The organism is Nocardia sp. NPDC047654 (genome assembly GCF_043205035.1).
GTDB lineage: Bacteria > Actinomycetota > Actinomycetes > Mycobacteriales > Mycobacteriaceae > Nocardia.
Genome location: NZ_JBIDDF010000012.1, coordinates 18,820 through 42,977, shown reverse-complemented (window position 1 = coordinate 42,977; position 24,158 = coordinate 18,820). Strand labels below are relative to the sequence as shown.

The 24,158-nt window shown below is 67.6% G+C and carries 22 protein-coding genes and 1 pseudogene; 6 read left to right on the top strand and 17 right to left on the bottom strand.

Annotation, left to right across the window (positions count from 1 at the left end):
* Positions 1 to 127: 127 nt before the first annotated feature.
* Positions 128 to 490 (bottom strand): cupin domain-containing protein, encoded by a 363-nt coding sequence (locus ACGF7Y_RS25735; protein WP_393237472.1) that lies wholly within the window; start codon positions 488 to 490, stop codon positions 128 to 130.
* Between the two features lie 1,031 nt (positions 491 to 1,521).
* Positions 1,522 to 2,007 (bottom strand): carboxymuconolactone decarboxylase family protein, encoded by a 486-nt coding sequence (locus tag ACGF7Y_RS25730; protein WP_393237469.1) that lies wholly within the window; start codon positions 2,005 to 2,007, stop codon positions 1,522 to 1,524.
* 452 nt (positions 2,008 to 2,459) lie between these two features.
* Here ACGF7Y_RS25730 and ACGF7Y_RS25725 point away from each other — a divergent pair, with 452 nt between their 5' ends.
* Positions 2,460 to 2,837, top strand: a complete 378-nt coding sequence (locus ACGF7Y_RS25725) for a hypothetical protein (RefSeq protein WP_393237466.1) — start codon at positions 2,460 to 2,462, stop codon at positions 2,835 to 2,837.
* Between the two features lie 733 nt (positions 2,838 to 3,570).
* On the opposite strand, the gene ACGF7Y_RS25720 is transcribed toward ACGF7Y_RS25725, so the two are convergent.
* From ACGF7Y_RS25720 to ACGF7Y_RS25665, 12 genes are all read right to left on the bottom strand, one after another.
* Positions 3,571 to 4,815, bottom strand: coding sequence for a hypothetical protein (locus ACGF7Y_RS25720; RefSeq protein ID WP_393237463.1), 1,245 nt, complete (start codon positions 4,813 to 4,815; stop codon positions 3,571 to 3,573).
* 457 nt (positions 4,816 to 5,272) lie between these two features.
* Positions 5,273 to 5,818, bottom strand: coding sequence for a GNAT family N-acetyltransferase (locus tag ACGF7Y_RS25715; RefSeq protein ID WP_393237460.1), 546 nt, complete (start codon positions 5,816 to 5,818; stop codon positions 5,273 to 5,275).
* Positions 5,815 to 6,792 (bottom strand): ABC transporter substrate-binding protein, encoded by a 978-nt coding sequence (locus ACGF7Y_RS25710; protein WP_393237457.1) that lies wholly within the window; start codon positions 6,790 to 6,792, stop codon positions 5,815 to 5,817. The genes ACGF7Y_RS25715 and ACGF7Y_RS25710 overlap by 4 nt, the downstream gene beginning before the upstream one ends.
* Before the next feature lie 29 nt (positions 6,793 to 6,821).
* On the bottom strand, positions 6,822 to 7,904 hold the full coding sequence (locus ACGF7Y_RS25705; protein WP_393237454.1) for a FecCD family ABC transporter permease: 1,083 nt from the start codon (positions 7,902 to 7,904) through the stop codon (positions 6,822 to 6,824).
* A complete protein-coding gene (locus ACGF7Y_RS25700; protein WP_393237451.1) occupies positions 7,901 to 8,710 on the bottom strand; it encodes an ABC transporter ATP-binding protein in 810 nt (269 codons plus the stop codon). The genes ACGF7Y_RS25705 and ACGF7Y_RS25700 overlap by 4 nt, the downstream gene beginning before the upstream one ends.
* Complete coding sequence (locus ACGF7Y_RS25695) at positions 8,707 to 9,636, bottom strand: hypothetical protein (protein ID WP_393237448.1); 930 nt, start codon at positions 9,634 to 9,636, stop codon at positions 8,707 to 8,709. Before ACGF7Y_RS25695 ends, ACGF7Y_RS25700 begins: the two co-directional genes overlap by 4 nt.
* Positions 9,633 to 10,469 carry a class I SAM-dependent methyltransferase gene (locus tag ACGF7Y_RS25690; RefSeq protein WP_393237446.1) on the bottom strand — a complete coding sequence of 279 codons (837 nt, stop codon included), beginning with the start codon at positions 10,467 to 10,469 and terminating at the stop codon, positions 9,633 to 9,635. Before ACGF7Y_RS25690 ends, ACGF7Y_RS25695 begins: the two co-directional genes overlap by 4 nt.
* Complete coding sequence (locus ACGF7Y_RS25685) at positions 10,466 to 11,776, bottom strand: MFS transporter (RefSeq protein ID WP_393237444.1); 1,311 nt, start codon at positions 11,774 to 11,776, stop codon at positions 10,466 to 10,468. Before ACGF7Y_RS25685 ends, ACGF7Y_RS25690 begins: the two co-directional genes overlap by 4 nt.
* Entirely contained in the window at positions 11,773 to 12,807 is a 1,035-nt protein-coding gene (locus tag ACGF7Y_RS25680) for a mandelate racemase/muconate lactonizing enzyme family protein (protein ID WP_393237441.1), read from the bottom strand. The genes ACGF7Y_RS25685 and ACGF7Y_RS25680 overlap by 4 nt, the downstream gene beginning before the upstream one ends.
* Positions 12,808 to 12,809: 2 nt before the next feature.
* Positions 12,810 to 13,859, bottom strand: a complete 1,050-nt coding sequence (locus ACGF7Y_RS25675) for a PLP-dependent cysteine synthase family protein (protein ID WP_393237438.1) — start codon at positions 13,857 to 13,859, stop codon at positions 12,810 to 12,812.
* Positions 13,856 to 14,716, bottom strand: coding sequence for a hypothetical protein (locus ACGF7Y_RS25670; RefSeq protein ID WP_393237436.1), 861 nt, complete (start codon positions 14,714 to 14,716; stop codon positions 13,856 to 13,858). Before ACGF7Y_RS25670 ends, ACGF7Y_RS25675 begins: the two co-directional genes overlap by 4 nt.
* Positions 14,713 to 15,969, bottom strand: a complete 1,257-nt coding sequence (locus ACGF7Y_RS25665; RefSeq protein WP_393237433.1) for an ATP-grasp domain-containing protein — start codon at positions 15,967 to 15,969, stop codon at positions 14,713 to 14,715. The genes ACGF7Y_RS25670 and ACGF7Y_RS25665 overlap by 4 nt, the downstream gene beginning before the upstream one ends.
* Positions 15,970 to 16,164: 195 nt before the next feature.
* On the opposite strand from ACGF7Y_RS25665, the gene ACGF7Y_RS25660 reads away from it, so the two are divergent.
* The 5 genes from ACGF7Y_RS25660 to ACGF7Y_RS25640 all read left to right on the top strand — a co-directional run bounded on the left by ACGF7Y_RS25660 (position 16,165) and on the right by ACGF7Y_RS25640 (position 21,408).
* The gene (locus ACGF7Y_RS25660; RefSeq protein ID WP_393237430.1) at positions 16,165 to 16,860 is read left to right on the top strand and encodes a hypothetical protein; all 696 of its coding nucleotides are present in this window, start codon (positions 16,165 to 16,167) and stop codon (positions 16,858 to 16,860) included.
* Positions 16,861 to 17,474: 614 nt separating this feature from the next.
* Positions 17,475 to 18,401 carry an ATP-binding cassette domain-containing protein gene (locus ACGF7Y_RS25655; protein WP_393237427.1) on the top strand — a complete coding sequence of 309 codons (927 nt, stop codon included), beginning with the start codon at positions 17,475 to 17,477 and terminating at the stop codon, positions 18,399 to 18,401.
* A complete protein-coding gene (locus tag ACGF7Y_RS25650) occupies positions 18,398 to 19,207 on the top strand; it encodes an ABC transporter permease (protein WP_393237424.1) in 810 nt (269 codons plus the stop codon). The genes ACGF7Y_RS25655 and ACGF7Y_RS25650 overlap by 4 nt, the downstream gene beginning before the upstream one ends.
* A 475-nt stretch (positions 19,208 to 19,682) precedes the next feature.
* Positions 19,683 to 20,342, top strand: a complete 660-nt coding sequence (locus tag ACGF7Y_RS25645) for a sigma-70 family RNA polymerase sigma factor (protein WP_393237421.1) — start codon at positions 19,683 to 19,685, stop codon at positions 20,340 to 20,342.
* A 529-nt stretch (positions 20,343 to 20,871) separates the two neighbouring features.
* Complete coding sequence (locus tag ACGF7Y_RS25640; protein ID WP_393237418.1) at positions 20,872 to 21,408, top strand: DinB family protein; 537 nt, start codon at positions 20,872 to 20,874, stop codon at positions 21,406 to 21,408.
* A 10-nt stretch (positions 21,409 to 21,418) separates the two neighbouring features.
* Here the strand turns inward: ACGF7Y_RS25640 and ACGF7Y_RS25635 are convergent.
* The 3 genes and pseudogenes from ACGF7Y_RS25635 to ACGF7Y_RS25625 all read right to left on the bottom strand — a co-directional run.
* A pseudogene (locus ACGF7Y_RS25635) lies at positions 21,419 to 21,580 on the bottom strand (GNAT family N-acetyltransferase); the annotation flags it as partial.
* A 78-nt stretch (positions 21,581 to 21,658) separates the two neighbouring features.
* The gene (locus tag ACGF7Y_RS25630; RefSeq protein WP_393237415.1) at positions 21,659 to 21,961 is read right to left on the bottom strand and encodes a DUF6011 domain-containing protein; all 303 of its coding nucleotides are present in this window, start codon (positions 21,959 to 21,961) and stop codon (positions 21,659 to 21,661) included.
* Between the two features lie 511 nt (positions 21,962 to 22,472).
* Positions 22,473 to 23,501: a hypothetical protein gene (locus tag ACGF7Y_RS25625; RefSeq protein WP_393237412.1), complete on the bottom strand. Its 1,029-nt coding sequence runs from the start codon at positions 23,499 to 23,501 to the stop codon at positions 22,473 to 22,475.
* Positions 23,502 to 24,158 lie beyond the last annotated feature (657 nt).

Here is a 24,158-nt window from a genome sequence, read left to right as displayed (position 1 = left end):
CATGCTCTTTGCGGGTGGCGGTGGATGTGGGGCCAGCACTTCGAACGATCATCCGCGCCGACCCACGAGGCGAACTGCTAAGCCGGCGCCACACTCACCTCTCTTTGTCAGCGGCTCCGTCGCCCGCCTACCGCTTGGCGTAGTCGGCGAAGCCCTGCCAGTCGAGCATGACGCAGGGTTCGTCTCCCACGGTCCACGCGTCGTGGCCGGGTGGGATGATCATGAAGTCGCCGGGCCCGTATTCCTGTTGCTCGCCGTTGTCCATGGCGACCACCATCCGGCCGGAGATGCAGTAACCGACGTGGGCCGACTGACAACTGTCGGTCTGGGCTATCGGCTTGACATGAAGCGACCACCGCCAACCGGGTTCGAAGATCGCCCGGCCCACCGGGCCATGGTCCAGGTTGACGAGATCGACTCTGCCTTTGTCCTGTTCGAAAGGCCTGCTCTCCTCCGGAGATTCGAAACTCTGGCGTACCAGATCAGGCATGACAGTTCTCCTTTGCAATCCATCCGCCGATGAGTAGTAGGTTGTAGACCCAGAACGGTGATCCTTCGCTGCGCGCCGCGTCCATTTTCAAGACCGCCCGGCTCGCTCATCGTTCGTGGGAGGCTCCGCAAACTGTCGTGGCTGCCCGAGCGAATCATGGCCGGTTCGGATCGTCAGCAATCAGCGATTGCGGCTATCCCGGATGCCGCGCGAGGGATAGCGCACGCGTTCATCACCTGCCCAACGAATCGAGGATCGCTGGGCCCCTTTCTTGGCGCCGCCAGCTATCGGGTAGCACTCCCGGACGAAGGCAAACATCACATTCGCACATACCAGCAGGAGCACGTCGGCTTCTGGGGCACCTCACTCCTCTCAGCAGTGCCCGGGAAGCGGAGCCGATGACTTGTTCAGATACCTCGACCCAGCCCGCGGATACCGTCGGTCACCGACACCGTGCGGCCGCCACGCTCAGTGTTCACCGACCCTGGTGATCCGAGCCTTGGCATCGCCGACAGGGGGAAGTTGGCCTGTCCTGTGCGATGGTGCTGGGCGATGGTGTTGGTGATCGTGATGTCAGGACGAACAGACTGGGATCGGCCACACACGTTCGCGCGACGAGCACAGGGTACGGCCGAGACCGCGCAACGCCTATCGTCCTTGCCGCTATCTACGTCGGGGTCTCGGTTTTCTTCGGGCCGCTCCTATTCGTGGGCGGTGGTGACTACTGTGATGGTCCCTACGGACGATTCGATTCCGGCACACACCTCGGGGCACTACTCACCGTAGAGGTCAGGCATGTTCTGATCTTTCAAGTCGCTGCTGCGACCGGAGCAGTTGCGCGACGAGGTCGAAATCCTCTTGACGACAATGGGTTTGCGCCTGTCGCCGGAAAAGACGTTGATCACTCACATCGACGAGGGGGTCGATTTCCTCGGGTGGCGCATCCCTGAGGGGGACACCCCCACGGGGGCGTTCGGATTCCGGCATTACCGGCCCGGATCGAGAGATCCGGGCCGGTGGCCGCGTGCCGATCAGTTCGTGATGCTGTCGAACATGCCCGGCTGGTAGGAACCTCCTGGCATGCGCGCGATCACGCCCAGCCGGTTGGCGGCGTTGATCATGGCGACCAGATAGATCAACGCGGCGATCTGGTCCTCGTCGTAGTGCTTGCGCACCTGGGCCCAGGTCTCGTCGGAGACGCCCTGCTGGGCGTCGGCGAGCCGGGTGCCTTCCTCTGCCAGCGCCAGCGCGGCCCGCTCGGCCTCGGTGAACACACCGGATTCACGCCAGGCGGCGACCAGGTTGATTCGGACCGCGGTTTCACCCGCCGCCGCCAGTTCCTTGGTGTGCACGTCGGTGCACCAACCGCAACCGTTGATTTGACTGGCGCGCAACTCCACCAGTTCCAGCGTGGACTTCGGCACCGTCGACTGCAGGATCGCCAGGCTGGTGTCGGCGAACCGCTTGCCGATCTTGCGGCCGATCTCGTTGTCGTTGAGATTGAAACGGGGTTCCATGACGTGGTCCTCACTCGTGGGGTTGCGTGCTGGTGCACTGAACGAACATCAGACGTCGGCGGCCCGAGCCGTGTAACAGCGCGCCCGATATGACCTATCCCACCCTCCATCGGTGTTACGCGAGGGCAGTGCCCGACGTGCCACTTCGGTCGCTGTTCCGGAATGCTGCTGGAAACGCATCGAGCTGGAACCAGATGTCGAGGACCGGTGTGCCCGCGGTGGGCGTGTCTGCGGAGGTCCAGACGCTGAGACTGCGACCATTGGTGCCCATGTCCAGGGCGAACGAGACAAAGACCGCACGCCAACGTGACAGACGGTTCTGGCGTGGTTCCGACTGGCGCATATCGCGGGGTGAGGATGCGTTGGTCACGACAATGCAGGCTGAGATCTGGCATCGCCGATATCCACCCTCTTCGGTGATGCAGGCTTTGGGCACCCGATGGGGCCATCCGGTGCCAGCGTCGGACATGCGAGTGTTCGCCGGACTGGACACCATGCTGCGAGTCTGCGGCTGGACGTTCATCAAAGAATGCTCCGGCCCGCAAATCCTGACCTGGAGCTACGGGCCCTCCGACGCCGGAGCGGCCTACCTCGACCGCGGACGAGAACCCATCACCACCATCGTGGCCATCCTCGACCGCTCCATCCCGACGGACACCGTGCAAGACTGCGCGGTCGAAGTTCTGCTGGTCGGCGTGCCGCGCGGGCAGAGCCGCCGCACCACGCTGGCCGGGCTCACCACCCATCTCGGAGCCATCGAAGCCTACCGGCCCGGTGATCGCATTCCGATTCCATACCCGACCGGCCGCGCTCGTCAACCCAGCATGTGAGGCGACATGCGACGCCGCGCGGGGTGCGGACACAGTTTTTCGACTGGCTCGCCACCACCGACGCCGAGGTCGTCGAACTCTGCGGCGCCGACCGCGTCGTCATCTCCGCCCCCCAGAGGTCATCGACCAGATCAGAAACCTCGAGTACGTCCTGGACGTCGAGCTACACGACTAGAGCGTGTCAAGAAGCAATGCCCCGGGTGTAGGACTGGTTGGCGGGCTGGGATTTCGGAGGTGGCGAGGTCTCCGGCAGTTGGTTGATCGACCAAGTTTCAACTGAACACCGGAGACCTCGTGACCACTCCAGCGGTGACGGGCCGGTCGGACCTGACCGATGCCAATGGGCACGGCTGGAACCGCTGCTGCCCACCCCGAAACGGCCGGGCCGAACCAACCCGGCGGCCACCGTACCGAGCCGGCCGACCACGCGCTCGCGTGCGGCAGGACCGAGTGCTGGCCACTCGCTACGAGAAACTCGCCACCCGCTACCTCGCCGTCATTCAGATCGCCGCCATCGACCAATGGCTGTGACCCACAAACTACTTCGAGACACTGCCTAGGCGTGGCGGCCGACTGCCGAGACCTATGCTGGACCTCGTCGGCTGATCTGTTGCCGCCGAGGTGCCCGCCGGAATCGACCGCCACGTCCTGCTCCGTTGGAGCGCTTTCGCGCTGTAGCGGATCGAAGCCCTCGTGCCACCGAGCCCCGAGCCCCAGGGCCCGGGGCGTCAGTTCATGCGGAGGTGGGGGCGAACTCCGCGGCGACGCGATCCGCGAGGTCCTCGGCTTCGGGGCTGTCGTGGTCGGTGGGCAATTCCACGGGCTGTCCGTCGAGCGGGACGGTCACCGGCCGATGGTTCGCCAGTACCTTTCCGGCGCCGTCGCCGAGCGGTAGACCGGCCACGGACAGGATACGGTTCATCACGGCATCGGTGCCGACCGGCGGGAGGGCTACGACGCCCTGCGGCCACTGCACGCCCTTGATTGCGAAGAAATCATGGTAGCCGCCTATGTGCTGGTAGCCGACCTGTTGGAAGTACAGATCGTCCGGCGTCGCGCCTTGCGTTTGATCTATCTCGTTGTTGAAGGTGCCTTGGAATACGCCGCTGGTGGGGTCGAAGTGCGCGTATTGGCCTGAGAGGGAAGCCTGCGTCTTGAGCACGGCGAACACAACCTCCATGCCATCGGGAGCAGGCCGGTTGTTCTTGGAATAGAGAGCCATGGCGCCATCGATGTCGGGCGGGTTCCACATGTGCGGGACGACGTCGAGGTCGTTGGCGTAGCGCTTCACCCGTTGCAGGCGTTGGGTCGTGTAGTTGACGAATTCCTGATTGCAGAAACTCGGTCCGGCGGTGGAGAGCACGCTGATCTTGGCTTTCTCGGAATTGTCCCAAAGCCATTGGGTGTCGCGCAAGAACAGGGCCAGTGTGATCGACAGGGCGCCGCCGAGGCTGTGGCCGGTGACGGTCAGGTCGATCGCCTTGTCGCCGAGCGCGCTCAGGAACTCGGGCAAGCTGTGACCGGCGCCGGGACGGGGGCCGGAGGGCCTGATGCCGAGGAGGGTTTTCACCCCGATGGCCGTGCCGATCGTGTGCATGGCGGCGTTGTTCGCGAACCACGGCTTCTGGAGAATGAAGGAGTCCTCGACGAGCCAGTCGAACACCAGTGCGTCGGTGCTGCCGGCCATGGCGATCACGTACCGGGAGCGGTCCTCGGTGCTTCGCACCATGTACATGGCGTTGACCGCGTACAAGTCGGTGTCGAACAGCGCGACTCCCGGACCCCAGACGATCTCCCACCCTCCGATGACCTCCCGGTTGGTGTCGAGATACTGCTGGATCTTCTGAGAGAGCGTCCCCTCCAGGTCGCTGTCTTGTTGTTCGCTGATGCTGTTGACCAGATTCGCATACTCGCACAACTGGTATGCGATCTTGTCTTGCAGAGTCGGCTCATTGATCGTCGTGGATCGTGCAGTCATGTACCGCTCCTTACCGTATGAGTTTCATCCGAAACAGAGAGGAGAAAAGCGGTGACGCGAATTCACACGCCGCATCCGCATCGGGGACAGATCATCCCGGACCGGTAGCAGTGGATACGAGTCTAGATGATCCACCACAAATGCGGGCAAATCACCTGCCTGGCCGAGACTTGACGTTGTCGCCCGCCGCCGGAGGCTCGGTCCGCGCGGTCACCTGAGACGCTGGTAGCCGTCCCTTGGAGCCCGAGTACGAGGGCCACGAGCGGGCGCGACGCTTCCGGGACCGCGTGCTCGGGATGACGGCGGCGCGTGACACCGGCGATGTGCTCGGTGAGCGCGACCGTCCGTACCAGGCCACCGACGACCTGGATGGCGGCGACCGCTTGCCGCAGCTCACCGGCGCGAGCGAAAGTCTTGGTGTGTCAGGAACAGCGGTAATTTGCTGCGACTGGTTGCGCTACACGCCGGACCGGGGGATCTCGAGGTGCACTGTCTGAAATCCGGTGTGCGGTCCGCGGGCGTCGTGGATGATTCGGCCGAAGGTGAGCCAGAACTCCAGGGCGCCCGGCGTCCTGGCGTCGGTGTGTAAATACAGCCGCTCGAACTCCGGTGTAGCGGAGACATAGTCGATCGCCGTGTTGACCAACTGTGTGGCTAGGCCGCGCCGGTGGTGTTCGGGGCGGACGTAGACGCGGAACAGCTGTGCGGTGCTCCGGTCGGGGAACTGTTCGGCCAGCCACGCCGGGTGCGGTGGATGGCGAGGGCCTTGGGCGCGGATCGCGGTGGTGGCGACGATGCGGCCCTCGTGCTCGGCGACCCAGAGCTGGTTGAGCGGGTGGTGCAGATAGGCCGTTTCCGGGTCGATCACGTCATGGTGGTGTTCAGGCAGATAACCGATGCCGAACACCCCGTAGAAGGTGTCGAGCATGACACTGCGGGCACCGGGGAGATCCTCGGGGCAAGCCACGCGCAACTGGTAGCCGGTGGCCGCGGGCGCGCTCATCGCTGCGCTCCGAGTTCGCGGTCCAGCACTTCCAGGCCCTCGACGGCGACCGGTCCGGGACCGGTGTAGCCGAACGGGACGGCGATGATTCGGTTGGCTCGGATCGCGCGAAGCCCGGCCAGTTCGGGACGCGCGCGCAAGGCGTCGCGCGCCGATTCCGGGGTTTGAGTGCCCTGGGTGAGCAGGATGATCACCTCGGGATCGCGCTGGATGAGGGTTTCGGTGTTGGCGTCGAAGTTGCGTTTGGCGACGTCGCCGAAGACGTTGTGCAGACCGAGAATTCCCATCTGAGTGGCGACGGTGCTGGTGCTGCCGTAAGCACTGAGCTTGGCGCCGTCGCGCGAGATGATCAGTGCCGCGGCGGCTCGGGCCGTATGCTCGGCGCGGTGGCGGTCCGCCACCGCCGCTACCCGTTGTTTCAAGGCGGTGACTTCGGCGTTCGCCGCCGTGGCCGTGCCGAACAGCCGGCCGTACAGCTCGATGTCGGCGAAGATGTCGTCGTAATTCCCCGCGGCGTCGCGGCAGTAGCCGCGAGTCACCAGCAGCGGGATGTTCACCCGTGCCAGATCGTCGGGTGTGACAGCGGCGCCCTCGAAACTCACCACCAGGTCGGGGGTGCGGTTGATGATTTCCTCGCGCGCGAGTTCGCCTGTGGGGGCGGTGATTTCGACGCCTTTCAGCGCGTCGGCGTATCGGCCGGGGAAGGGCGCGGTTTCGAAGGTGCGGGTGACGATGCGGTCGGCGGCGCCTGCGGCCGCGATGAGCGGGGCTGCGACGGAGCCGACCGTCACCACGCGCTGGGGCGCGGTGGTGAAGGTGACGTCGCGGCCACAGCTGGAGATCGTCATCGGAAAGCCCTCCGATGCCTCGAGGGTGGCGGGTACAGGGCTGCCGCAGCCGGTGAGCAGCGCCGCGGTGAGCAGTGCGACGGGTAATGGTGCGAGCCGGGCGGGCCGGGTGAGACCTATGGACACGATGATCGGTATTCCTCTCCTACAGAAATTCAGGTGGGTGACTGCCGGAACCGGCGGATCAGCACCAGCAGCAGCGGCGCACCGACGACGGCGGTGACGATGCCGAGCGGCAGTTCGCGGGGCGCGAACACCACGCGCGCCGCGACGTCCGCGACGACCAGGAACAGGGCGCCCAGTACCGCCGAGAGCGGGATCAGCCTGCGATGCGTCCCGCCTCCGCACAGGCGGGCGATGTGCGGCACGATCAGGCCGACGAAGCCGATCGCGCCGGCGACCGCGACGACCGCGCCGATGGCGAGCGCGACGACGCCCAACGCGAGCATCCGGAGCCGGACCGGCGATAAGCCCATCGCGCGTGCGGTGTCGTCACCCGCGGCGAGCACGTCCAATCTCGCCGCCAGCAGCAACAGCGAACCGACCGTGCCCCCGGAGACCAGCGCGGTGGTGGCCACCGACGACCAGCCCGCCGAACTGAGCGAACCGAGCAGCCAGAACAACACCGTCCGGGCGCCTTCCTGGTTGTCGGAGGCGAAGATCAGGAAACTGGTGGCCGCGGAGAACAGGTAACCGATGGTGACCCCGCCCAGTAGTAGCCGTAGGGAGGTCATCTGCCCGTTGATCCTGGCGATGGCGAACAGCAGGACCGTCGCGGCCAGCGCACCGGCGAATGCGCTGGCCGCCAGCGCGCTCGCGGTGGCCGCAGTGACGCCGAACAGCAGTGACATCGCCGCGCCGGTCGAGGCGCCGGAGGTGACGCCGAGCATGTGCGGGTCGGCGAGCACGTTGCGCACCAAGGTTTGCAGTACCGCGCCCGCGACGGCCAGCGCCGCGCCGACCATGGCGCCGAGCAGCACGCGCGGCACGCGCACCAGCCAGACGATGGAATCCTGGGCCGGTGTCCAGTCCGCCACAGCGGGCGTCCCGAAAAGGTGGTGGCCGATGATGCGCGCGACGGTGCCGGGCGGCACCCACACCGGGCCGAGCCCGGTCGCCGTGATCAGCACCACGGCCAGCGTGGCGCCGAGCCCGCCGAGCCACAGCACGGTCGTCGCGCGATGGCGCGCGTGGTCGAGATCGTCGGTGTCCTCGGTGTCGGGCAAGGTCGCGGTCATCGAACAGCCGCCTTTCCTGGATCCAGAACCTCGACGGGTGGTCCCGCGTCGCGTGGGCCGAACAGCAGTTGAATCGCGCCGAACGCGGCCGACATGTGGACGGACACGCCGTAGACGGGTTCGAGGATGGTGGGAGTGAGGACTTCCGCCACCGGACCGGCGGCGGCCACCCGGCCTCGGTGCAGCAGCACCAGACGGTCGCAGTAGCGGGCGGCCAGATTCAGATCGTGCAGCACCACCAGCGTGGTGGTGGTCGTCAGATCCCTTATCAGGCCGAGCAATTCGTGTTGGTAGCCGATATCGAGATGGTTCGTCGGTTCATCGAGCAGCAGGTGGTCGGCTTGCTGCGCCAGGGCTCTGGCGATGAGCACCCGTTGGCGTTCGCCGCCGGAGAGCGCGGTGTAGGGACGATCGGCCAGGTGACGGGCCCCGACGCGAGCGAGCGCCGCCGCGGCGGCGATACGGTCGGCACGCGAGTAGCCGTGCAGCGCACCGGCCCACGGGGCGCGGCCCAGCAGGACGGTCTCTGCGACGGTGATCGGGGTCTCGGCGGGCGACTCTTGCGCGACGACGGCCAGTCGCGCCGCCAGCGCCCGGCCGCGCAGCGCCTCGACCGGAGTGTCGTCGATGGTCACGACACCGGACCGGGGCCGCAGCGCGCGATAGAGCAGGCGCAGCAGCGTGGATTTGCCCGAGCCGTTGGGCCCGATCAGGCCGACGATGGTGCCGGGGTCGGCGACCAGTCCGACTCCGTCGAGCACGATCTGGCCGCCATAGGAGAAGCCGACGTCATCGATTGTGATCATCGGATCACCACCTCCGCGGCGCGCCGAGGCGGTGTGGTCCAGTCCGGCGGCGTGGGCCGCCACGTCCGGTGCACGGTGACCGTCGTGGCGAAGCCGGCGCAGACACGGTGGGCTGCGACGATTTTCGCGGGCAGTGCCGGATCGGTCTCGTCCAGCAGGATGCCGGTAGTGGTGCCGCTGTGCGCGACGACCACACCCGCCGCGCCGAGTTCTCTGGCGGCGCTGATGGTGGCGTCAAGATGCGGCCGCGACCGCAGCACGGTGCTCAGTTCGGCGCTGCGGGTGGCTACCGCGCCGATCGCGCGCACGTCGCGGCGAGCGACCGCGACGGTGAGTTCGGCGAGCAATGCGCTGTATTCGCGTTTGGCGGCGGCGGTGAACGCGGGTTTGCGGCGGTTGAAGGCGACGGTGTCGACGTGGCCGCCTTCGTCTCCGGTGACGATGGTCAGCGGCGGCAGCGCGCCGAGCATGGCCAGCAGCCGTACTTCCCGGTGGTAGAAGGCGACCGCGCCGGGATACATCACTCCGTCGGAGGGCTCGATGCGCCGTAGTTCGGTCTCGATCTCGCCTGCGCCGATCTCCCGGTCCTCGGCGTCGGCCACGGCGCGGGCGGTGGCGACCAGGTCGGCGGTGGAGCTGGCCAGACCTTTGCCCTCGGGTAGGTCGCCCAGCAGGGTGAGCACACCGCCGTGCAGCACCGTCGAGCGTGCGAGCAGCGCGCGGGCGAGGATCCCGGACTTGGTCTTGTGGGCGGGAGCGACGGTGACGGTGTGCCGGTGCGGGTCGGGCTCGAAAACCGCTACCGCGCCGCGCGCGATGGGCAGGGTGACCAGGAAGTCGCGATCGTGCTCCGCGGTGATGCCTTGCAACAGTTCCCCGCAACTGCCGAACGCGCTGCCGACGCCGACGCGGGGTGGGGCGGTCACCGTTGCCCCGTGCCGGTGCGGCGGGCGACCACATGCAGCCGGTCGCCGTCGAGCCGCTCGGAGAGCACGCCGTCGGCGGGCCAGCCCGGTGTGGTCAACGGGCCCGGCGCGTCGAACAGCGCGAGTATTTCGAATCCCGCATTCGTCAGCAGGTGACGCAGTTCCTGTGGGAACAGCAATCGCCAGGCGGTGTGCTGGGTGACCGGCTCAGGACATCCCGGCCACGTCCAGATGCGTTGCCTGCGCAGCAATTGCGCGGGCAGGTCCACGGTAAGCGAGGTATGGGAGGTGTAGGTCATGCCTTCCCAGTCGACCTGCCGGACCAGTTCCTCGTCGAGCAGTTCCCGCCGCCCGCGATCGGTGAGCAGGAAGGCGCCGTTGCGCATCTCCAGGATCAGCAGACCGCCGGAGCGCAGGCACGCCGCGAAACGGTCGAGCGCCGCGACCAACTCGGTGGTGTCGTGCAGGTGCAGCAGCGTGCTGCCCAAGCAGGTGAGCACGTCCACCGGCGCGCCGGTGCGCAGGGCGCGGGCGTCGCCGACGCTGAAATCCACTGCCGGATATCGGGTCCGGGCGTACTCGACCATGCGCGGTGAGATGTCGACTCCCCGCACGCGGTATCCGAGTTCGCTGAGGCGGGCCGCGTCGCGACCGGTGCCGGATCCGACGTCGAGCAGGTCGGCCGGCGTGCCCGCGCCGAAGCGGACCAGCAGATCGGTGACGAAGCGCGCGTTGCGGTCGCCGCTGTCGGGGAAGGTTCGATCGTAGAGCGCGGGGTTGTCGGTCAGCAGGTTCTCGCTGAGCAGGACGGGGCCCTGATCTCGAGCAGTCATCGGGCGGAATCGCCTTTCGCCGTGCGACTCGGCGTCGCGTCGATCGGTCGGGGTTGCGATGTGGTGGCCTCGGGTAGGCAGCCGCGCCTGCGCAACAGCAATACGGCGACGGCGGACAGCGATCCGACGCCCGCGCACAGCAGGGCGGGTGGCCAGCTCAGCGGTCCGCCCGCATGGTCGACAGCTGTGCCGACCATGGTGGTGGCGGCCACGGTGAACACGCCGGAGGCCAGGTAGAAGGCGCCGAAGTAGGTGCCGGTCAGGTGCGGTCCGCTGAAGCGGGGAAGCGCCTCGTTCACGAACGGTTGCACGGCCATCACACCGAGCGCGAGTACCACCGCGGCCGCCATGACCGGCGCGACACGCACCGCGACCGCGACCGTACCGTCACCGCCCGGCGACAGGACGAGTCCCGCGGCGGGCGGGACGAGGAATGCGGCGCCCAGCACCGCCATCCCCAGCGCCATCGCCGAACCACGGTCGGTGCGCCGGGACAGCGTCCTGGTGATCGGAACCTGCAGTGCCACCACCGCTATCGTCTCGATGACGAATAGCGCCGCCACCGCAGCCGGTCCGGCGGAAGACCCGGCGAGGTCTTGCACCTGCAGGGTGAACAGGAAATAGATCTGGCTCTGCAGAGCGAACATGCCCATCAGCGCCAGCGCGAAAGCCCAGAACTGGCGATCGGCGAATACCCGCGCGAAATCCGCGCGCAGCGCGGTGTCCCGGGCGGACGCGGGCCGGGCGGGCAGCAGGAGCAGTTGCGCGATGGTCAAGCCGGCGAAAACGCATGCCGCGGCCACCGCGGTCAACCGGAATCCGGCCCCTGCCAGCAGCGTTCCGACGAGCGGCCCTAGGGCCGAACCGGTATTGCCGAAGATGTTGAACAGGGCGAACGCCTCGGCCGCCCGGTCGCCAACGTCGCGGGCGATGTAGGCGCGCACCGCGGGGTTGAACAACGCACCCGCGAACCCGGTGAGCACCGACGCGAGCAGCACCACAGGCAGTGAGCCGCCGACGGCGAACAGCGCGAACCCCGCCGCCCGGATGCTCGCTCCGACGATGATCACCCCCCGCGCGCCGAGGCGATCCGAAGCCGAGCCCCCGACCAGGAACAGGCCTTGCTGACTGAGATTGCGTACGCCGAGCACTACGCCGACCACCGCCGCCGACAGCGCCAGATCGGCGCGCAGATATTCGGCGAGGAACGGCACCAGCATGAAGAACCCGATGTTCCCGACGAGCTGGTTGACCAGCAGCAAGCGCACCGAGAGCGGGAAGGTGGCGAACAGCCCGAGCCCCGTCATGCGGCCGCTCGCACGCGCCGCACCCCGAGTCCGGGCCCGGTCGGTCGGCGCAGCGTGCCGTCCGCACCGCTCAAACCCGTCCACGGGTCGTCCGCAAGCAGCAGATGACCGTCCAGATCCACCCAGCGCGCGGCCCCGACCAACTGGGCGGCGGGGGCGATGCCCAGTGAGCTGCAGACCTGGCAACCGAGCAGCACCGGTAGTCCGCGCGCCCCCGCCCAGTCGAGCATCGTTTGCGCCGCGTCGAGTCCGCCGCACTCGGCGAGTTTGATGTTGACGCCGCCGATGCCATCGGGCAGGCGGTCCAGATCGGTGATCGATCCCGCGTCCTCGTCGGCGAGCACCGGCATCGGCACCGCGCTGGCGACAGCGGCGAGCCGATCGGGGTCTCCGGCGGGCACCGGCTGTTCTACAGCGGCGATGCTCTGGTCGGCGAGGGCGTCGAGCACCGCGACGGCGGTGCGGACGTCCCAGGCGCCGTTGGGGTCGAGCAGGAGTTCCGCGGTCGGTGCCGCCGCGCGAATCGCCCGGACGCGTGCGATGTCCTCGGCAGGGTCCGGCGCACCCGCTTTGATCTTGAGCACGGTGAATCCGGCCCGTGTCATCCGGTGCGCGGTCGACTCGGCTTCGCCGGGGCTCATCAGGCCGATCGTGTAGGCGGTTGGCGCCGAATCCCACTGCGGCAAACCGAGATACTCGCACATCGGCAGCCCCGCGCGGCGAGCGAGCACATCGTGCGCCGCGCTGTCGAGCGCGGCGACCACGGGCAGCGCGAACTCCGAGCGCAGCGACGGCAGCAGCGCGCGCACCTCGTCGGGATCTGCGCAGCAGGCGATCCGCTCGGCGATCCCGCGCAGCGCGGTGTCGATCGCGGCGAGGTCCAGCCCGAGGCGGGGGCTGCCGACGACTTCACCGTGCCCGGCGTGCCCGTCGGCAGTCAGCGTGACCCACACCGCGAATCGCTCCGTCATGGTCGCGCGCGAGATGCGCAGGGGGCGAGCCAATTTCAGCGTGGTAGACGTCCACGTCATTCTCACGCGCGGACCTCCTTGCCCAACGGGTCGCGAACCACGGCACACCGAGCCCACCCGTGCGCCTCTTCCGCGTCGGGCGCGGAAAGTTCCACCGGTTCGGTGATGGTCGAACGGAGCAGGCCGTTTCGCCGGCACCACCCGTCGTCGTAGATGCTGCGCAGATAGCGGTGCGGTCCGTCGGGGAAGACGGTGAGTACGCGAACACCAGGCTCGCGTCGGGTGATCCATCCGGCGACCAGCGCGGTCGCCCCGGTGCTCCAACCACCCGCGACACCTGCGGCGGCCGCCAGTGCACGGCAGGATGCCACCGCTTCGGACGGTCCGACCCAGTGCACCTCGTCGAAGTCGTCATAGGCGACGTTGCGCGGAAGGATGCTGCTGCCCAGGCCGCGCATAAGTCGTGGTCGGGCCGGCTGACCGAAGATGCGCGAGCCCACCGAGTCGACGCCGATCACCCGCAGGCCCGGCCAGTGCGCGCGCAACACTCGGGTCAGGCCGGCGCAATGGCCGCCGGAGCCGATACCTGCGACGAGCACATCGGCGTGGCCGACCTGCTCGAGCAGTTCATGGGCCATGTCCGCGTATCCGGCGGCGTTGTCCGGGTTGTCGTACTGGTCGGGCCAATACGCGCCCGGGGTGGCGTCGAGCAGTTCGGCCAACCGGTCGAGCCGGGCGCGCTGCCAGCCGCCCTCGGGATGCGGGTCACAGACCACTTCAAGTCCGACACCGAAGGCGGTGAACAGCGCGCGCATCTCCGGCTCGAGTTCGTCGTCGACCACGAGCACGACGGGATGACCGAGCGCCTTACCCGCCAGGACGAGACCGAGACCCAATGTGCCGCTGGTGGATTCGATCACCGTCGCGCCCGGGGCGAGGTCGCCGCGGGCGCGTGCGGCGCTGAGCATGGACACTGCCGCACGCGCCTTCATGCCCGCGATGCTCGCGGCCTCCAACTTGGCCAGGTAACTACCTGCTCCGGCCGGAATGGGTATGACAGGGGTGCCGCCGACCAATCCGAGGAGCGCGGGTTGGGGGGCGGGGCTGGTCATCGGGTGCACGAGGTTTCCCCATTTCGGTAGCGGAACAGGGTGCTGGGCCCACCATCGAGGGAAAAGAAGGGATACGGTTCGGCCGAGACCGCCGTGACGCCCCGGCCCAGGAACCACGGCAGAACGGCACTGCCGGTCTGGGCGAACAGCACCATGGGGATCGATCGGTCGTTCGCTTCGGCCAGTAGCGCGTCGAAGGTCCCGTTGCCGATCGTCATCCCGGTGACCAGCAGCGCGTCGTAGTCCGGCGGCGTGTCGGCGACGCCGCGGTACACGGGCTCGCCCCATTCGGTTCGCCCTCCGACGAGGTCGCACGGGTAGTAGCCGATGCCGCGGGCGCGCAGTGCCGCGAGCAGGGAGCCGACCACGCCGACGACCAGCACGCGCCGCACGCCGGAGGGCAGCAGATCCACCACCGCCTCGGCGCGCTGCCGGGACTTCTCGAGCGAGCTGCCCTCGGTCACACCGACGCGTTCGGCGGCGACACCTCCCGCCGCAGGGTGCGGCCGTATATGCATCAGATACGCGTCCAACGCGGCGATTCGGACGGTTTGCCGCGAGTGGGACAGCAGCTGCGCCACTGTCGCTCCGACGCAGTCATCGAGCACGTCCGCTCGGCCGGTATCGTCGCCGGGCTCGAGCCCGCAGGAGCCCACGGCCGCGCCGACGCGAACACTCAGCACCTCGTTGCGGTAACCGCCGCGACGGCCGGCGTGCCGGGTCCCGTACCGGGTGTGGAACGCGGTGGCCACCGCCAGGCCGGCCGGATCGGCGCCGAGGCGAGCCTCCCGCGCCCAGTCGGTGAGTTCCCCGACCGAGCGGGGCCGTGGCACGAGGGCGAGATCGGCGGTGGTCATGACGCCACCTGCGCGACGTCGACGATGAGCTTGTCGATGCGATCGCGCGCCAGATCGCCTGCGGCGCCCGGCTGCCCGTCGACCACCATGACGTGGCCGAGGTAGGTGTTGTTGTCGGTCGCGATCCGGACCTGGGTGCCCGGTTCGGCCAGCGTGTGCTCGACGACGCGCAAATCGTCGTCCCAGTTTTCGGCACCCGATATCGCCGTCAGCACACCCGCGCGATCTGCTACCGCGAATGCGATGGCGGCGCTGCCCGTACCGGTCGGGCGCGGCGTCAGATCGGGAGCGCCGCCCACGGCCACCTCGGCGTGAACGGCCGCGAGGTCGATTCCGGTCACCCGGCGTACCAGCTCGGTGATCCGATTGCCCGCGGGACGGGGATTCACCTCGATCAGCCGGGGGCCGTCGGCGGTGCATTTGATCTCGGTGTGCGCGACGGTGTCGTCGAGGCCGAGCGCCGCGATCGCGTCGCGGGCCACCGCGCTGACCGCTGCCTGCTCGTCGGCGGTCAGCGTGGCCGGGAACATGTGCCCCGCCTCGATGAACGCGGGCGCTCCGGTCAGCCGCTTGTCCGTCACACCGACCACGGTGGTGTGGCCTGCCACGGTGACCGTCTCGACGCTGAATTCCGGCCCGTCCAAGCACTCTTCGACAAGGATCTGCGGTGCGCGTACCTGCCCGCGCGCGTTCACCGGGAAACCGGCGATACGCTCGACGGCCGCGCGCAACTGCTGCTCGTCGTCGACGCGGCGGACGTACATGCCGCCGCACAGGTCCACCGGTTTGACGACCAGCGGGTATCCGATCTCCTCTGCCGCACCTGCCAATTCGTCCCAATCCTCGGCGACGGCGAAGGCCGGGCCCGGCACTCCCGCGGCCCGGCAGAGGGCGCGGGTCCGGTGTTTCCGGCAGGCCGCGGCGACGGCCTCCCTGGCGGGGCCGGGCAAGCCCAGATCCCCGGCGATCGCCGCGACGGTGGGCAAGTAGTAGTCACACGACGACAGCACCCCGTCGAAGGCCAGCACCTCGTGCAGCCTGCGCACATACGGCAGGAGTGCCGCCTCGTCGTTGGTTTCGGCGGTGACGATGTTGGCCGCCTCCAGGAGCGGATGGGTGCTCGGCTTCCCACGCAGGTAATGACTCAGATCTCGGGTGAGGAAGCTGAACGTATGGCCTCCCTCGCGTATCCCGGCCGGAAGCAGCGTGCTCATAGAGCCGACCCAGCTCTCCACCATCAGCAGATGTCCCACAAACCCTCCAAGCTTCGAGCGGCACATAATGATAACCATTATCATTAGCTGCGCAAGCTTGTTCGGCCATCGATTCGCGCAGACATGTTGTGGCACAACGTATTTTGAAGAGAAGTTGCTGATAATGATAATCATTGTCAATACTGATCGTGGTCGTGCACCTGGCATGACCACGATCACGATGAGGAAAACACCATGTTGCTGAGGACACTTGCCGTGCCCGCGCTGGCGCTGGCCGCCCTGACCGCCGTGACGGGCACCGCTCACTCCGAACCGGGCGGCGACCGGCCCATCTCCTTCACCGCCCATGCCACCGACACGTCGTCGATCATCGAAATCGACTCCGGCGCCTTGGTAGTCGAGGACGGAACGCTGAAAGTGAAGTCCCGAGACGGAGTCACCGTCGCAGGGACGCCACTACGGTTCACCCTCGACGAATTCGAATTCCCGATCGTCGCCGAGATCTCCGGCCGCACCGCGACCCTGACGCCGGATCTGTCGATGGAACACGCCGTCTACAAGCCGGTAGCGCTGCCGTTCGAGGACAAGGCGCCCTGGAAGACCGAGTACGACCGTGAGCAAGCCGCCTGGTCTCGCATGACCAGCACGATCAGCATGGGCGCCACCATCGGAACCCTCGTCGGCGGCCTGGGCGGCGCGGCGGTGGGCTGTGTGCTCGGCGGCATCGCGGGCGCGACCATTGCCGCGGGAACCATCGCGGGCCTGTTCGGTCCGTTCATCCCGGCCGCGGGGGTCGGCTGCCTTGTCGGTATCGCCGCGGTCGGCGCTCTGGGAACCGTGGCGGGCCAGATCCTGGTCACCGCCCCGGTGGCGATCGGCGCCGCGATCCAGTACTTCACCACGATCAACACCCCATTCGCGACAAAGTAGTAAGCACGGCCCTCGATGCGGGTGGCGTATCTCAGGCGGTTTGCCGCGGCGCGTGTTGTTCGAGTCCGCTCGACCTCCATGATGCGGCGCGAGAACCGAGAAAACCGATGAGTAGTACACCGATCCCGCCGCAAAACGCTGACCGCGCCGATTAGCCTGCCTACCACCTCGGCGCGTGCGACCGCGTCAGCGTTCGGGCGGGACGACGCCGGATCATTCGGCCCATGACAGGACTTCGGTGGGGGTCACCGGAGGCGGGGGAGGGGTCGACACCCCGCCTCCGGGACGCTCGGGCGGCGGCCCACCGCCGCAGCGCGTCCGCGTAGCGCTCGAGCACGGGCAGCGGCACGCCCGTGTAGGGGGGCGCGCGACCGGGGAAACGGAACGCGTTGCGGTAGTGCGTTGGTCATGGGTCCTCCGCTGGTCGAATGGCGGCGAACGGGGAGTCTCGCCGCGCCGATCACGCGGTCGGCCGGTGCGTCCATCTCACGGCTGGTTCGTCTGAGGAAGCGGACTCGCATCTATCCGGGTGTGAGCGCACCTTCTTCCGAGAGGAACCTTCTGATGACCGTTCACCTGTTCAACCACCTCGCTGACCGCCTCCGGGGTGTGCGATGACCGCCCCGGCCGTTGTGGTCGAGGATCTGCACGTCGCCTACGGCAGAACCTGGGCGCTCGACGGTATCGATCTGGAAGTTGCTGGTGGGGCGACGCTGGGGGTGCTCGGCCACAACGGTGCAGGCAAGACCACCCTGATCCGCGCCCTCACCACCCTGGTGCGGCCCACCGTCGGCCGCGTGCGAATCGGTGGCCTCGACGTGATCGCCGATGCCACCGGGGTTCGCCGCCGGATCGGGGTGACCGGTCAATACGCCGGACTCGACGAATTTCTCACCGCCCGGGAGAACCTGGAGCTGATCGGCCGCCTGACCGGGCTGCGCCGCACCGCACGCGCACGAGCCGACGCGCTGATCGACCGGCTCGGGCTGGGTGAGTACGCGGCCCGGCGGGTCGGGGAACTTTCCGGTGGCTCCCGCCGCCGCGTCGATCTGGCCGCAAGCCTCGTCGGCGACCCGTCGGTGCTGTTCCTCGACGAGCCGACCACCGGCCTGGACCCCGTGGCCCGTGCCGGACTATGGGACGTCGTCGAGGAGCTCACCACCGCGGGTACCACCGTGGTGCTCACTACCCAATACCTCGAGGAAGCCGACCGGCTCGCCGATCACATCGTGGTGCTGAGCCGTGGCAGGGTCGCCGCCCGCGGCACCCCTGCCGAGCTGAAACGGATCGTCGGCGGCAAGGTGCTGCACGCCACCGTCCCGACCCACCGGATCGCGGATCTGCCTTTCATCCCGGACGTCGAGCGGGTCGACGGCGCCCGAGTGCGGGTGTCGCTCACCGTCGATGACACTCCCACCGTGACCGCGCTGGTCGCCGACCTGCACCACGGCGGCATCGACATCACCGATCTCGATGTGACGTCCCCGAGCCTCGATGACGTCTTCACTCACCTCGCCCACGCCACTGGAGCCCACCGATGACCACCACCATGACCGTGATCGGGCGTTCCCCGATCATCGACCAGCTCGCCGCCCTGACTGTCCGGAACCTGCGCACCAGCGCCCGTGTCCCGCAGCTGCTGATGTTCTCACTGACCATGCCGATGGCGATGCTGGTGCTGTTCAGCCAGGTGTTCCGCAGTGTCGCCGCCGGACCCGGCTTCCCGGCGGGGGTCAGCTACATCGACTTCCTCACCCCGGCCATGCTCGCGGTCTCCACGGTGATGGCCGGCACCAACGCTGGGGTCTCCGCCGCGATCGATCACACCAACGGCCTGCACGACCGTTTCGCTGCCCTGCCGATGCGGGCGACGCTGCCCGGGATGGCGCGCACCATCAACGAGGCCGTGTTCACCCTCGCGCGAGCCGCGCTGCTCGGGATCGCCGCGATGCTGCTGGGTTTCGACTTCCACGGCAGCGGCGTCGATGCCGTGGCCGCGGTCGTGGTTCTGGTGATGCTGGCGGGGGCGATGAGCGCCCTGTTCGGGCTGATCGGGGACCGGCTACGCCGCCCTGACGTGGTCCAGTTCGCCGGAATGATGGTGATGATGCCGCTGATGTTCGTCTCGAGCGCGTTCGCACCGATCCAGACCATGCCCGGCTGGATGCAAGCCATGGCCGTGGTGAATCCGGTCGCCCACGCCACCGACGCCCTGCGGGGACACGTGCTCGGCACCGGCACCGCCGGGGATACCGCCACCGCCCTGGTCGCGGCGCTCGGACTGTGGGCCGCGGTCACCCTCATCCCCGTCCTCACGCGTCTGGTTCGACCGACCCGGGCCCGCTGAACCACGACGAACCCGCCGCGTCCTTCCTCTCCGGCAAGGGGAAGGACGCGGCGGGCTTTGCGTACGCGGTATCGGCCCGAACCGAGCACCGCGATGGCCTCTACCCTGCGAGGGGTAGAGGCTGATCTCGGATGCTGTTTCAGCGGATACGCCCGGTGCAGGCGTCGGCGGCGCTCATGCGGTGGCGTCGAGCAGATGCAGTTCCTCGGCCACGATCAGATCGACCTCTTCGTCGGTCAGATCCGACAGCAGATGTGTCGTGAGCATCGCTCTCACCTCCTCACCGCGCTTATCGGGTCTGTCGAATCGGAGATTCCGATATCGACTTCGACACCCATACAGACGGGACACTCCGGATCGGGACGCACGGATGCGTCCGATCGGACTCATCGCCGTCAGTACGTGCGATGACGAACCAAAGGCTCGCCACCGCGCCGGCAGGCGAGGATGCTGGAGACGGAGAGGAACCCCGATCATGAGCGAGACACCCGCCACCACACCACGCCCGCAACACGCTGATCTCGACCAACTCTGGCGCCGCTTCTCCGACGACCTGCGGGCCTTCATCGCCCGCCGGGTCTCACGCCCGCAAGACGCCGATGACATCCTGTCGATCGTGTTCCTGCGGATGGCCAAAAGCCTCGACAATCTGCGCGAGCAGGACCGGCTGCTGGGCTGGATGTATGCGATCACCCGCAACGCGATCACCGATTACTACCGATCGGCGCCGCATCGCCGCGAACTACCCGTCGACGCCGTTCCCGAGAACCCCTCGGCAGGCGACGATGAACCCGACACCGGCGAGGCGGCGGAGAAGGAACTGGCCTCGTGCCTGGTGCCGATGCTCTCCGGGCTGCCCGCGGAGCAGGCCGCGGCGGTGAAGATGGTCGACTTCGACGCGCGCACGCATGCCGCTGCTGCCGGTGAGGCGGGTATCTCGGTGTCCGGGATGAAATCTCGCGTGCAACGCGGCCGCGCCGCCCTCGAGGCCCAACTGCACGCCTGCTGTCGGATCAGCCAGGACCGCTCCGGCCACGTGCACGACTACCAACCCCGCGAGGGAGCCTGCGGCGGAGCGGCCGGCAGCGACGGAGGCTGCGGCTGTGGTGGTTCTACGCCACCATCCGGCCAGTAGACCGTCACACCGGTTCAGGAACGCCCCGCCGGTCAGCCGCGGGATCACCACGATCGGACAACGGTGCGGTGCGAGCCATACGAGGCTCGCACCGCACCGTGCCGGGTGAGGGCTACTGACAGCCGCAGCCGCCGCCCGATGCGGCCGCCGCAGCGCAGCACGTCGCCTTCTCGCTGGCAGCGCAGCACGTGGTCTGCCGTTCGGTGCTGCAACACGCCGGTGCCGCAGGCGACGGTGATGCGTCCGTCCGGTGTGCCGCCGGAGACTCGAATTCCTTCGGATGGGTCATGGTTACTCCCGGATTCGTGGGGATGGGCACCAGGACAGACGGAGGAGAACAGGAAAGGACGCACCGAGGGCCCCCGTGGGGTGCTCCCGTACCGGGGGCGGATGCAATCCGATTCGGAACTCTGGCCGCCGCTGTAGCGCGCTCACCGGTCAGGCGGCGGTTGTGCAGCCCGAGGTGTCGGCTGGAGGATGGAGACTGCCACGCCGGCGGCGGATCTTTCGGCCATGGAATCGAGGCGTCATGCCAGAACCGGTGACGGATCGAAGTGTGCTCGCAGCCGATCTAGAGCGAGCGCGGGCCGATTTTCACACTCTGCTGGGGATGGCGGGCGAGGAAGACTGGGGCAAGGCTTCGGCGGGGACCCGCTGGAGCAACGAACAGCTGCTGTTCCACATGCTGTTCGGGTACATGGTGGTGCGACGGCTGCTGATCGTTCTGCGCATGATGAGCCGACTGCCCGAGGGCATCGGTCGCGGGTTCGCCGCACTCCTCAACGCCGCGACGGCGCCGTTCGATGTGATCAACTACTACGGCTCGTGCTGGGCGGCCCGCGTCTACAACCGCCACCGGATGGGAGCGAAGCTCGACCAGGTGATCGGCTCGCTACAACACTCGCTGGCGCACGAACCAGACACCGCATTTCAGCGCGGAATGCACTACCCCACCCGGTGGGATCCCAACTTCGCCGACTACATGACCCTTGCCGACATCTACGCTTATCCCGGCCGCCATTACGACCACCATCGGCGTCAACTCACTCTCACGGGAACGCGGTGAGCGCGCCGGCTCAGCGCACCGGGTTGCGGCGTTCGAGGAACACGCTGTCGCGCCACTTTCCGTCGAGCTGGGCGACGCGTTCCCGCACGCCGACGGTGCGGTAGCCCGCAGAGTGGTGCAGGGCGATCGCGGCGCGGTTCTCCGGAGAAATCGAAATCTGCAGCGTCCACAGGGTTTCGTCGCGGCCTCACGCATCCGATGGACCGAGCACTCGTTCCCGAACGCCGAACCGAACCGGCCGCCGCCGCGGTTACTCGAGGCCGGCAACGCCGAATACCTCGCCGCGCTCACCATCATCGGCAACCGCATCATCGAGCTGGGTCCACTGCGCGCCAACTAGCAGTGGATCGTTCATCTGATCCGGCGCCATGACGTCGAACAGGGTCAGTTTTCGGAATTGTCGCGACGCTGCGGCGCGTATTTCGACGCGCTCCCGGATCGCGCAGGTCGGCCCGATGCCCTGGGCGACCGATCGCGGTGACCGCAGCCGGTCGTGGCAGCGGCGGCAGTGCGCGACGAGTCGCACGGTGGGCTGGTCGCCGGTCTCGGCCACGTCTTTCTCCTCCGGCCGGGCAGGTACGCCGCAAGCCTGACCCGACCGACCGACAAGCGAATCGAGGTCCGGGGAGAGTCGTTCAGCGAGCCAGGGACTTCAGCAGCAGCCGCCACCGGGGAACCGGCCGGGACAGGGGTGGGTCGCTGACTTTGTCGGTGTGAGGTTCGGTGGCCAGCCCTTCGTCCCAAGTCCCGGTCCTGGTGGCGCGGGTGGAACCTTCACCCAGGGCACGGTGACCGGTGAGAGGCAAGTCATCAATCGAGGCACACCAATGACGCAGGCGGGCATCCGATTAGGGAGCTTCTCACCGGGCACCTGGACCCGATCCTGGCGGGGATCAAGTCCTGCCGCCAGTCTCGAGTAACCGAATCGAGTGTGTTCAGCCAGCCGGTGACGACGCGTTTGGATCCGGCGAGTATGGCCTATCGCTATACCCACGTACCGTTGCTACCTTCGCCGGACGCCGCTTCCCAGCGCCTTGCAACACGAACCACTGCTGAGACACGGCCTAGCAGCGTTCATACTGACGCGCGTAGGGCTGCGACTCCGGTGAAACATCGCGCCAGGGTGGCTGGGGGCAACCGCCGACGAAGACCGCGAAAGCGGGGCCGTTGCGTGTTTCGATCGCGTAGTCGACCACGGCACCGGGCTGGGCCAAGTAGGGAAGATGCTTTTCGGCGAGTTGTGTTGCCTGCGCAGCGGTGAGTTGCTTTCCGACAGGAGGGTATATCGTGACATCCAGGGTGCGGCCTGCTTTGCCGGGCGGGTCGTATACGGAAATCTCGACGAAGAATGGGGTGGGTTGATCGGTCAGGAACCACTCCCACATCTCGAGTTCACCATTGGACGGAAAGCGGGGTCGGCTGTACGGGTAGCGGAATGGGCGGTCCTGGTTGAGCCACCCGGGTTCCAGGCTCGAGTAATTCTTGAACCCGCTCTCCTCATGAACGGTCAACACCGTCCAGTAGTTGGATGCCAGTTCGGGGAAGTCCTGGATGATTCGGCGCATCGCCGCAGTGGCACGGTGGGGTTCGGCCTCGGAGCCCGCTGAGACGCTGATGGAGTTGCTCATCTGGTCTACGTCGATGCCACGTGACGACCAGTGCACCTGTGCGCCGGGGGGCGAGACTCTCGCCCAGGTGTGTGCCGAGTTCGCTTCCCTGCTCACGTCCCGACCGAACCGCCAATTCGCATAATAAGAGTCCGTCATCCGGTCGATGTTGACCTCGGTCTGGTCGCCTTGGTAGCGCGGAGGAAGCTGCTGGGCGCCCATGGCACGCACCACGGACGCGGCCTGGTCCGGTGTGGCGCCATCCTCGAGCTGCGCATCGAGCCGGGAATGGTACGTGCGGGACTTGCCCTCGTAATCGAACCAATGTGACGCATCGACCACCCCGGGAAGAGCCTGGATGGCAGTCTCGATCACGCGTGACCAGCTGTCACGCTCGGCCTGGTCCGGTCCTTGTGTCGGAAGAGTACATCCTGTCAGCAGGACTGCCGCCATCATCAATATGACGGTCGGGGTGGTGAAGCGCATACGTTTCATTCTGGTGTCCGGGACGCCAGGCGTTGCTAGCGGATTTCGGCCATGACGTTATTGCCAGCGACACTGCGAAGGTGTGGCCGACCGGCCCAGCGCGGCCACGGCGGCGGCGATACCACGAACTCGCCACCACCCACCGAGCCGGATTCGTCCTGGCCCGCGTCGTCTAATGGCTCGAAACATCGGGAGACACGACCCAACGGCCTTCACCGGTCATGGCGGCTGCGCGCGCCAACTGCGTGCGCGGCACTTCGCCGTCTGCGCCGAGGTGAACACCGGATCCTGGCTCGGCTGCGGACGCTGACGGACGGGATGAGGGCGATCGGCGAGGACCGACGCGCGTCTGCCGCCGACGTCTGCGCGGGCGGCGTCCGCGGCTTCCTCGGCGGCCACACGCACGATGGCCTCGCACCGACCGGTGCAACCGGATGGCGGCGCGGATCGTGCCGGCGTACCGGGTGGCCAGGATGGCGATTGCCGCCGGTGATGCGGGCCACGGCGGCGACGGCTTGGGCGTCGGCGAAGTGACGGCGCCTGCAGCGGGGGACAGGGCGCAATGTTCGCGAATGGCGATAGTCATCTATCGAAACCACCGTCGTTCCACCGACTGGAGCGGGAGTCCGGCCGTGCGTATGCAGCTCGAGCCGGGCA

What these genes read in the sequence shown, in the direction of transcription:
- ACGF7Y_RS25720 (WP_393237463.1), bottom strand. Translation starts at nt 4,815, where the DNA reads ATGACTGCACGATCCACGACGATCAATGAGCCGACTCTGCAAGACAAG.
- ACGF7Y_RS25645 (WP_393237421.1), top strand. Translation starts at nt 19,683, where the DNA reads ATGAGCGAGACACCCGCCACCACACCACGCCCGCAACACGCTGATCTC.
- ACGF7Y_RS25675 (WP_393237438.1), bottom strand. Translation starts at nt 13,859, where the DNA reads ATGACCAGCCCCGCCCCCCAACCCGCGCTCCTCGGATTGGTCGGCGGC.
- ACGF7Y_RS25735 (WP_393237472.1), bottom strand. Translation starts at nt 490, where the DNA reads ATGCCTGATCTGGTACGCCAGAGTTTCGAATCTCCGGAGGAGAGCAGG.
- ACGF7Y_RS25680 (WP_393237441.1), bottom strand. Translation starts at nt 12,807, where the DNA reads ATGACGTGGACGTCTACCACGCTGAAATTGGCTCGCCCCCTGCGCATC.
- ACGF7Y_RS25705 (WP_393237454.1), bottom strand. Translation starts at nt 7,904, where the DNA reads ATGACCGCGACCTTGCCCGACACCGAGGACACCGACGATCTCGACCAC.
- ACGF7Y_RS25685 (WP_393237444.1), bottom strand. Translation starts at nt 11,776, where the DNA reads ATGACGGGGCTCGGGCTGTTCGCCACCTTCCCGCTCTCGGTGCGCTTG.
- ACGF7Y_RS25640 (WP_393237418.1), top strand. Translation starts at nt 20,872, where the DNA reads ATGCCAGAACCGGTGACGGATCGAAGTGTGCTCGCAGCCGATCTAGAG.
- ACGF7Y_RS25670 (WP_393237436.1), bottom strand. Translation starts at nt 14,716, where the DNA reads ATGACCACCGCCGATCTCGCCCTCGTGCCACGGCCCCGCTCGGTCGGG.
- ACGF7Y_RS25715 (WP_393237460.1), bottom strand. Translation starts at nt 5,818, where the DNA reads ATGAGCGCGCCCGCGGCCACCGGCTACCAGTTGCGCGTGGCTTGCCCC.
- ACGF7Y_RS25655 (WP_393237427.1), top strand. Translation starts at nt 17,475, where the DNA reads ATGACCGCCCCGGCCGTTGTGGTCGAGGATCTGCACGTCGCCTACGGC.
- ACGF7Y_RS25730 (WP_393237469.1), bottom strand. Translation starts at nt 2,007, where the DNA reads ATGGAACCCCGTTTCAATCTCAACGACAACGAGATCGGCCGCAAGATC.
- ACGF7Y_RS25650 (WP_393237424.1), top strand. Translation starts at nt 18,398, where the DNA reads ATGACCACCACCATGACCGTGATCGGGCGTTCCCCGATCATCGACCAG.
- ACGF7Y_RS25660 (WP_393237430.1), top strand. Translation starts at nt 16,165, where the DNA reads ATGTTGCTGAGGACACTTGCCGTGCCCGCGCTGGCGCTGGCCGCCCTG.
- ACGF7Y_RS25690 (WP_393237446.1), bottom strand. Translation starts at nt 10,469, where the DNA reads ATGACTGCTCGAGATCAGGGCCCCGTCCTGCTCAGCGAGAACCTGCTG.
- ACGF7Y_RS25625 (WP_393237412.1), bottom strand. Translation starts at nt 23,501, where the DNA reads ATGCGCTTCACCACCCCGACCGTCATATTGATGATGGCGGCAGTCCTG.
- ACGF7Y_RS25700 (WP_393237451.1), bottom strand. Translation starts at nt 8,710, where the DNA reads ATGATCACAATCGATGACGTCGGCTTCTCCTATGGCGGCCAGATCGTG.